Origin of the sequence: Streptomyces sp. CBMA123, assembly GCF_014596465.1 — a bacterium.
Classification (GTDB): Bacteria; Actinomycetota; Actinomycetes; order Streptomycetales; family Streptomycetaceae; genus Kitasatospora.
Genome location: NZ_MECK01000218.1, coordinates 1 through 8,883 on the forward strand (window position 1 = coordinate 1; position 8,883 = coordinate 8,883).

Consider the following 8,883-nt stretch of genomic DNA (forward strand, 5'->3'; position numbering starts at 1 on the left):
GCCCGCGGCGCCGCCCGGCAGGCCGCCTGGGCGCTGGCCGGCACCCCCGAGCCGCCGGAGTGGACGCTGCCGGACGCCGAGACGATCGCGCCCGAGGGCGAGCAGGACCTGGCGATCGGCTCGGCGGTGCGCCGCCAGTACCGCGCGGCCCGGGACCAGATCCACCCGGAGGCCGCCTCCGCGTAGGCCCCTCCGGGTGGAGGCGGCAGTGGCCGAAGTGCGCCGACGAAGATGCGTCATCCGGCGCCCGATGGCAGCGTGGGTCGCGACACGGCCACCGAGGCGGAAGGGCGGCAGGATCCCATGGCCCTGCACAAGGGAACCGGCGGCGACCGCCGGCTGAGCGTCAGTCCGTTTCTCGGCATCGCCGACCCACTGGGCTCGATGGAGCTGGCGCCTCCGGTGCACCGGCTCGGCGAGGGCCCGGTCACGGCCGACACCGCATACCAGCTGGTCCACGACGAGCTGATGCTGGACGGCAGCGCCAAGCTCAACCTCGCGACCTTCGTCACCACCTCGATGGAGGTGCAGGCCACCCGGCTGATGACCGAGTGCCTGGACAAGAACATGATCGACAAGGACGAGTACCCGCAGACCGCCGAACTGGAGCGGCGCTGCGTGGCCATCCTCGCCGACCTCTGGCACGCCCCCGACCCGGACGCCGCGGTCGGCTGCTCCACCACCGGCTCCAGCGAGGCCTGCATGCTGGCCGGCATGGCGCTCAAGCGCCGCTGGATGCGCCGCAACGCCGAGCGCTACGCGGCCGGGGCCCGGCCCAACCTGGTGATGGGCGTCAACGTACAGGTGTGCTGGGAGAAGTTCTGCACCTTCTGGGAGATCGAGACCCGCACCGCGCCGATGGAGGGCGAGCGCTTCCACCTCGGCCCCGAGCAGGCGGTCGCCCTGTGCGACGAGAACACCATCGGCGTGGTCGGCGTCCTCGGCTCCACCTTCGACGGGTCCTACGAGCCGATCGCGGAGATCTGCGCGGCCCTGGACGAACTCCAGCGGCGCACCGGCCTGGACGTCCCGGTGCACGTGGACGGCGCCTCCGGCGGCATGGTGGCGCCCTTCCTCGACCCGGAGCTGGTCTGGGACTTCCGGCTCCCCCGGGTGCAGTCGATCAACACCTCCGGCCACAAGTACGGCCTGGTCTACCCGGGCGTCGGCTGGGCGCTCTGGCGGGACAAGGAGGCACTGCCGGAGGAGCTGGTCTTCCGGGTCAACTACCTGGGCGGCGACATGCCGACCTTCGCGCTCAACTTCTCCCGGCCCGGCGCGCAGGTCGCGGCCCAGTACTACGTCTTCCTGCGGCTCGGCTGGGCCGGCTTCCGGGCCGTCCAGGGGGCCTGCCGGGAGGTCGCCACCTACCTGGCCGGGGAGATCGGGAAACTGGGCTGCTTCCGGCTGCTGACCAGCGGCGACCAACTCCCGGTGTTCGCCTTCACCACCACCGAGGACGTGACCTTCGACGTGTTCGACGTCTCGCGGCGACTGCGCGAGCGCGGCTGGCAGGTGCCCGCGTACACCTTCCCGGCGGACCGGGAGGACCTGTCGGTGCTCCGGGTGGTCTGCCGCAACGGCTTCTCCCGGGACCTCGCCGACCTGCTGCTGGCCGACCTCAACCGGCTGCTGCCGGAGCTGCGGCGCCAGCCCGTACCGCTGCGGGAACTGGGGGTGCCGGTCCGCACGGGGTTCCACCACTAGGCCCCGTCCACCGGCCGCGGGTGCCGCGGCCCGGAAGAGCCACGGCGGGAGGGCGCAGGGATAGCGCCCTCCCGCCGGGTGGTCCCGGTCGGTCGGGGCAGCCTCCCCCCGCGAGGCTGCCCCGACCGGTGGGGGTATCCGGGACGCCGGTCGGGCCGAACACGGCCGACCGGCCGTGGCCCGAACGAAGCGGCCGGGGCGGTGGAAACGCGCCGGCGAGGAGAACTCTGCACGAAGAACACATGACTGTTCGAGGGTTCCAGGGGGTTGTGAGACACTTCCGTCCGTCTCAACGCCATGACCTGGGGTTTGAGACGCCGGGCCACTGAGGTTGGAGATGACGCCGAGCGGCCGGACCGGGCGCGCACCTCCTGCCCGTCCACCGTTGTCCCCTCTCACGACCCATGGAGGACCGCATTGGCTTCCGCCTGGAAGGACCTGCCCGAGGAACTGTCCGAGCCCGCCCGGCTGCTGGCCGAGGAGCTCCGGACGATCAAGGACTCCGCCGGGCTCTCGCTGTCCGAGCTGGCCGCCCGGACCCACTACAGCCGGGCCTCCTGGGATCGCTGGCTGAACGGCAAGCGGGTGGTCACCGCGCAGGCGCTGGAGGCGCTGATCGGGGCGGTGGACTGCGACCCGGCCGCGCTGCGCCGGCTGTGGCGGCGGGTCGTGGAGCCCGCTGCCGACCAGCCCCCGGCCGACCAGTCGGTGGACGAGCAGCCGGTGGACGAGCAGCCGGTGGCCGGGGAGCCGGACCAGCCGGCCGACCAGCTGGTGGCCGGACCGACGGACGGGCAGCCGGCGGACGAGGAGTCGGCGCCGCCCGCCGAGCAACCCGCCGCCGAACCCGCCGGCCCCTGGTGGCGGCGTCCGGCGGCGCTGGTCTCCGGCGCGACCGTACTGGCGCTGCTGCTACTGGTCGGTCTGCGGGTCAGCCGGCACGACGGCCAGGCCTCGGCCGCCGACGGGCCGGCCCCGACCGCGTCGGCCGGCGCCAAGCCCGCGTCCGACTCCGCCTGCCGGGCCCTCGGCTGCGCCCACAAGGACCCCAAGAACACCGGCTGCGGCAAGGACGCCCGCACCCTGCGGACCCAGACGGTCGGCAAGGTCGTCGTCTACCTCCGGTACAGCCGGACCTGCCAGGCCGCCTGGGCGGCGATCACCGAGGGCGAGCCCAAGGACTACGCGGTGATCACCGACAGCACCGGGGACAGCGAGACCGCGATGATCCACTGGGGCTACGACAACTACTCGCAGATGCTGAACGCGGCGGACCCGTCGATCGGCTTCCAGGTCTGCGGCTTCCAGCCGGCCGAGCACAACTGCACCACGACCCTCGCCGACCTGGCCACGGTGGTGGACTCCACCCCGATCCCGATCGGCCCCGCCTCGCCGCCCCCGGGCACCGGGGCCGCGGCGGCGACGCCGAGCGACTCGGCCTCCGCCCAGCCCGGCCCGGCCCAGACCGGCCCGGCCCAGGCAGCGGCGACCGACCAGGCGTCGCCGAGCCCGTCCGCGCCCTGAAACACGACTAGTCGAGGTAGCCGCGCAGCTGCGCGGCGTAGGCGTGGTCGCGGAGCTTGACCAGGGTCTTGGACTCGATCTGGCGGATCCGCTCCCTGGTCACGCCGAACACCGTGCCGATCTCCTCCAGCGTGCGCGGGCGCCCGTCGTCCAGCCCGTAGCGGAGCTGGACGACCTGGCGCTCCCGCTCGCCGAGGGTCGCCAGCACCGCGTCCAGGTGCTGGCGCAGCAGCAGGAAGGTCGCGGACTCGGCGGGCGAGGCCGCGTCGGCGTCCTCGATCAGGTCGCCGAGCGCGACGTCGTCCTCCTCGCCGACCGGGGTGTGCAGCGAGATCGGCTCCTGGGCCAGCCGGAGGAGTTCGCGCACCCGCGCCTCGGTGAGTTCCAGGGCGGCGGCGATGTCGGCCGGGGTCGGCTCCAGGCCGCGCTCCTGCAGCAGGGCGCGCTGTACCCGGACCACCCGGTTGATCAGCTCCACCACGTGCACCGGCACCCGGATCGTCCGGGCCTGGTCGGCCAGCGCGCGGCTCATCGCCTGCCGGATCCACCAGGTCGCGTAGGTGGAGAACTTGTAGCCGCGGGCGTAGTCGAACTTCTCCACGGCCCGGATCAGGCCGAGGTTGCCCTCCTGGATCAGGTCCAGCAGGGTCAGCCCGCGGCCGACGTAGCGCTTGGCGACGGACACCACCAGACGCAGGTTGGCCTCGATCACCCGGCGCTTGGCGATCCGGCCGGCGACCACCAGGGAGTCCAGTTCGCGGGCCAGCGGGTCGGGCGGCGGCGGGTCCCCGTTCAGCCGCTCCTCGGCGAACAGGCCGGCCTCGATCCGGCGGGCCAGCTCGACCTCCTCGGCGGCGGTGAGGAGTCGGATCCGGCCGATTTCGCGCAGGTACTGGCGCAGCAGGTCGGGGGCCGGGGCGGCGCTCTCGAAGCGCTCGGGCGGTCCGTCGTCGGGATCCGGCTCGGCCCGCGCGGCCGGGTCCGGGCCGTCGGGGTCCTGGTCCGGGCCGTCGGGGTGGCCCTCCGGCAGTTCCCGGGCGGCGGGCACCCGTTCGCCGCCCGGGGGCGCGGCCCCGGCCCGGCCGTGGTCCGTCTCCTGCTCCCCGTCCGGCGCTCCGGCGGGCTGGGCTCGTCTGGTGGCGGTCGTCGCTGCGGCAAGGCCTCGGTCCACGGGCATCCCTCGGGGCGGGCGCGACTCTGGCGGACCCGCGCTGTACGGAGGTGGGACGTCCTCCAGTGTGGGGTACGCCACGCTCCGTGGCCGAGACTCGTGCGCCGACTTTCTGCGCGGGACCTCTGCGGCTTCCGGGGCTCGCCGGGCCTACAGAGCCGCCGCGCCCAGGCTGCGGAGCTGCTGCCCGTACTGCTGGAGCTGCCAGAGCTCGGTCTGCACCGCGTGCAGCTGCTCGGCGTCCGCCCGGTGGCCCAGCCGCTGGAGGTAGCCGCGGACCTCGGCGATCCGGCGGTCGACGGCCAGCAGGCGCAGCTTGACCAGGAACTCGCCGGCGTAGATCGCGTCCACCTTGCGGAGCGAGCGCACCGGTTCGACGGTCAGCTCGGTCACCAGCGAGCGCACCTGGTCGTCCGGGGCCGCCTCGCGCACCGCGCTGGTGAAGTCGGGCGCGGTCGCCCCGAACGCGGCGCCGCCGGCCTTGGCGACGGCCTGCCGGACGGCGGTGTACGGCGGGGTCGGGAACTCGTCGTCGCCGTAGTGGTCGAAGGCCGGGCTGACCAGGTCCGGGTACTGGAGCGCCAGCTTGAGCAGCTCGCGTTCGACGAACTGGGCCGGGTCGCGCGGGTTGAGCCGGAAGGTCGGCTGGGCGGGGCGCGGCGCCGTGACGGGCTGCTCGGTGCGGCGCTGCTGGCCGTTGCCGCGGGGGTTCTGCTGCTTCTCCCGCTCCCAGCGGGACAGCTGGGAGATCCGGCGGACCACGAACTGCTCGTCGCCGGGGTTCACCCCGAGCATGCCGGCCAGGCGGATCGCGTAGCCGTGCCGGATCGACGGGTCCTTGATCTTGGCGACGATCAGGGCCGCCTCCTCCATCGCGGCGGCCTGCCCCTCGGGCGTCTCGACCCGGTGCTTCGACACCGCCGTGTTCAGCGCGAACTCGAACAGCGGGACGGGGTGGTCGATCAGCTGCCGGACCGCGTCGTCGCCCTGGGCCAGGCGCAGCTCGCAGGGGTCCATGCCGCCGGGGCTGACCGCGATGGAGGTCTTGGCGGCGAACTTCTGGTCGTCCTCGAAGGCGCGCAGGGCGGCCTTCTGGCCGGCCGCGTCGCCGTCGAAGGTGAAGACCGTCTCGCCGCGGTACTGCGAGGTGTCCATCAGCAGCCGACGGATGATCTTGATGTGGTCCTCGGCGAAGGCGGTGCCGCAGGTCGCCACCGCCGAGGTGACCCCGGCCAGGTGGCAGGCCATCACGTCGGTGTAGCCCTCGACCACCACCGCCCGACCCGACTTGGCGATCTCCTTCTTCGCCAGGTCGATGCCGTACAGCACGTGGGACTTCTTGTAGATCGGCGTCTCGGGGGTGTTCAGGTACTTCGGCCCGTTGTCGTCCTCGCGCAGCCGGCGGGCGCCGAACCCGACCACCTCGCCCGCGATGTCCCGGATCGGCCACACCAGCCGGCCCCGGAAGCGGTCGATCAGCCCGCCGCGCTGGCCCTGCGAGGCCAGGCCGCCCTGGAGGATCTCCTTGTCGGTGAAGCCCTTGCCGCGCAGGTAGCGGACCAGGTGCTCCCACCCGACGGGGGCGTAGCCGACGCCGAAGGTCTTGGCCGCCTCCTCGTCGAAGCCGCGCTCGGCCAGGAAGCGGCGGCCGATCTCGGCCTCCGGCGAGGCCAGCTGCTCCCGGTACCAGGCGGCGGCCACCTTGTGCGCCTCGACCAGCCGGGTGCGCTCGCCCTGCTGGTGGCGGGGGCTGTAGCCGCCCTCCTCGTAGCGCAGGGTGATGCCGGCCTGGGCGGCCATCCGCTCGACGGCCTCGGCGAAGGTGAAGTGCTCGATCTTCATCAGGAAGGCGATGGTGTCGCCGTTCTCCTGGCAGCCGAAGCAGTGGAAGACGCCCTTGGCGGGATTGACGTAGAAGGAGGCGGACTTCTCGTCGTGGAAGGGGCAGACGCCCTTGTACTCGCCACCGCCACCATTGGTCAGCTGTACGTAGTCGCCGACCACCGCGTCGATCGGCAGTGCGCTGCGCACCGCCTGTACGTCTTCGTCCCTGATCCGCCCGGCCACCCCGGAAGTCTACTGGGGCGGCCGGGGTTTCCGACCGGGAGTCGGGCCCGTCTTCCGCCTACGCCCAGGAGGCGCCGACGAGTCTGGCGTGCAGGGCCAGGGCCGAGGCGTCCGTGAGGGTGGCGATCTGGTCGATGACGGTGCGCAGGGCCGCGCGGTCGTCCTCGGCCTCGTGGTACATCGCGGCGAAGACCGGGTCCAGGCCCTCCGGGGCGCGCTGGTTCAGCACGTACGCCAGCTCGGCGATCACGATCCGCTGGCGGGCCCGCAGCTGGGCCTGCTCGTCGCGCATCATCACGTAGAGGACGGCGACCGCCTTGAGCACCGCGACCTCCAGCCGGACGTCCCGCGGCACCACCAGCTCGGCGGTGTAGCGGGTGAGCCGGCCCGGCCCGTAGCGGGCCCGGGTGGCCTGTTCGGCGGCCAGGCAGAAACGGCCGATCAGCTGGCTGGTGAAGTCCTTGAGCCCAGCCCGGGCACGCGCGGTGCCGTCGTAGCCCCGCGGCCAGAAGTCCTGGGCGAGCAGCCGGTCCAGCGCGGCGGAGAGCTCCTCCGGCTCGGCGTCGGGGGCGTAGCGCTCGGCGACCTTGAACAGGTCGGCGCGCTCGCCGGGGGCGCGCAGGGCGGCCGGGTCGATGTGGCCGGCCTGGAGGCCGTCCTCGACGTCGTGGGTGGAGTAGGCCACGTCGTCGGACCAGTCCATGACGGTGGCCTCGAAGCACTTGCGCCCGGCCGGGGAGCCGGCCCGCAGCCAGCGGAAGACCGGCAGGTCGTCGGCGTAGACGCCGTACTTGGGCGAGTCCGGGTCGGTGGGGTGGGCGCCCTTGCTCCACGGGTACTTGGTGGCGGCGTCCAGGGCGGCCCGGCTCAGGTTGAGGCCGACGCTGCGGCCCGGCCAGGGGGCGAGCCGGGCGGCGGGCTGGTCCTCCAGGGGCGCGAAGCGCTTGGGTTCGAGCCGGGTGAGGATGCGCAGTGACTGGGCGTTGCCCTCGAAGCCGCCGCAGGCCTCGGCGGCCTGGTCGAGGGCCTCCTCGCCGGTGTGGCCGAAGGGCGGGTGGCCGATGTCGTGGGCCAGGCAGCCGGCCTCCACGAGGTCCGGGTCGCAGCCGAGGGCCGCGCCCAGTTCCCGCCCGACCTGGGCGCATTCGAGCGAGTGGGTGAGCCGGGTGCGCGGGAAGTCGCTGCGCATGGGGGCGACCACCTGGGTGGTGCCGGCCAGTCGGCGCAGTGCGGCGGAGTGCAGCACCCGGGCACGGTCGCGCTGGAAGGCGGTGCGGCCGGGACGCTTATCCGGTTCGGGGACCCAGCGGGCCTCGGCGGCGTGGTCGTACGGGATCGGGGCGGCGAGGCGGTGCGTGGTGTCATCCATATGGGTCTCACGGTACGCCGCGGCGCCGACACGCGGGGTGTGCCGCGCACGAAGTGGTGTGAGCCGGGGCGTGAACCGTGGGAGGCGCGCCGGTGTCCGCCCCGACGAATCGACCGGACCCGAACGGTCCAGTCGCCGGGCCGCCCGCGAAGGCGCCCGCGGAGCCCGCGCGGGGCCGGGTCAGCCCCCGACGGCCTTCAGCACGACGGCGGCCACCCCCTCCTCCCCCTTCGCGTTGGGGTGGACCGGGGTGAGCCCGTGGGCCGGGAAGGGCGGCTCGATCCAGCGGGCGTCCTCCCCCGCGCACATGTCGTGCCCGGCCGAGGGCCCGGCGGTGTCCACGAACACCGCCCCGGCGGCCTCCGCGCGCTGCTTGAGCATCCCGTTGAGCTGCCGCTCCTTCTCGGCGAGGAAGCCGAGGTCCGCCGCCGCGAACGTGGTGCCCAGCACCGGCACGCAAGCGGCCGGGTCGGCCGGGAGCAGCGCCGGGTAGCCGACCACGTACACCCGGGCCTGCGGGGAGCGGCGGCCGATCTCCCGCAGGGTCTCGGCGACCTTCTCGCCGGCCGCGTCCACCTTGGCCCGCACCTCGTCGGTGCCGCCGGAGGCGTAGTGGTCCCGGCAGGGCGCGGCCGAGCCGTTCTCGCCGACCAGGTCCTTCACCGCGCCCACCAGGGTGTCCCTGGCGCACTCGGTGACGACCTGCATGAAGCCGGCGTCGTTGCCGCCGATGCCCAGGGTGACCAGCCGGGTGGCCGGGGTCAGGGCGTCCAGCTGGGCCGGGTTGGCGCCGTCGTCGGTCTTCTGCGGGGCCTTCAGGTCGCCGGTGCGGGCGCCGCTGCAGCTGACGTCCCGGAACCGGTCCGGCGCCAGGGCGAGCGCCTTCGCCAGCAGGGAGGGGTAGTTGACCCCGGAGCGGGCGCAGCCCCCCGGCTCGCCGACCTGCGGGGCGATCCGGGGCCCGGCGGTGTAGGAGTCGCCGAGCGCCACGTACGGGCCGCTCGGCGGCGGGGTGGGGGTCGGCGACGGGCTCGCGGCGGCCGGG

Annotated in this window: 6 protein-coding genes and 1 pseudogene; 3 read left to right on the plus strand and 4 right to left on the minus strand. The window is 74.0% G+C overall.

Features of this window, described 5'->3' with window-relative positions:
- The 3 genes and pseudogenes from BG452_RS23210 to BG452_RS23220 all read left to right on the plus strand — a co-directional run.
- Nucleotides 1-186: pseudogene (locus BG452_RS23210) on the plus strand (sugar kinase); the annotation flags it as partial.
- A gap of 117 nt (nt 187-303) precedes the next feature.
- Nucleotides 304-1,707, plus strand: coding sequence for a glutamate decarboxylase (locus BG452_RS23215; protein ID WP_188306284.1), 1,404 nt, complete (start codon nt 304-306; stop codon nt 1,705-1,707).
- Between the two features lie 417 nt (nt 1,708-2,124).
- Entirely contained in the window at nt 2,125-3,231 is a 1,107-nt protein-coding gene (locus tag BG452_RS23220) for an XRE family transcriptional regulator (protein ID WP_188306285.1), read from the plus strand.
- A 7-nt stretch (nt 3,232-3,238) separates the two neighbouring features.
- Here BG452_RS23220 and BG452_RS23225 read toward each other — a convergent pair whose 3' ends face one another.
- The 4 genes from BG452_RS23225 to BG452_RS23240 all read right to left on the minus strand — a co-directional run.
- Nucleotides 3,239-4,408, minus strand: a complete 1,170-nt coding sequence (locus tag BG452_RS23225) for an RNA polymerase sigma factor (protein WP_223242622.1) — start codon at nt 4,406-4,408, stop codon at nt 3,239-3,241.
- Between the two features lie 144 nt (nt 4,409-4,552).
- The gene (gene dnaG, locus BG452_RS23230) at nt 4,553-6,469 is read right to left on the minus strand and encodes a DNA primase (protein ID WP_188306286.1); all 1,917 of its coding nucleotides are present in this window, start codon (nt 6,467-6,469) and stop codon (nt 4,553-4,555) included.
- A 58-nt stretch (nt 6,470-6,527) separates the two neighbouring features.
- Entirely contained in the window at nt 6,528-7,838 is a 1,311-nt protein-coding gene (locus tag BG452_RS23235) for a deoxyguanosinetriphosphate triphosphohydrolase (RefSeq protein WP_188306287.1), read from the minus strand.
- A 180-nt stretch (nt 7,839-8,018) separates the two neighbouring features.
- On the minus strand, nt 8,019-8,883 hold an 865-nt coding region (locus BG452_RS23240; RefSeq protein ID WP_188306288.1), incomplete at its 5' end, for an SGNH/GDSL hydrolase family protein.

Excerpts from the sequence above, each read along its gene's own strand:
- BG452_RS23215 (WP_188306284.1), top strand. The coding sequence starts at position 304 with ATGGCCCTGCACAAGGGAACCGGCGGCGACCGCCGGCTGAGCGTCAGT.
- BG452_RS23225 (WP_223242622.1), bottom strand. The coding sequence starts at position 4,408 with ATGCCCGTGGACCGAGGCCTTGCCGCAGCGACGACCGCCACCAGACGA.
- BG452_RS23235 (WP_188306287.1), bottom strand. The coding sequence starts at position 7,838 with ATGGATGACACCACGCACCGCCTCGCCGCCCCGATCCCGTACGACCAC.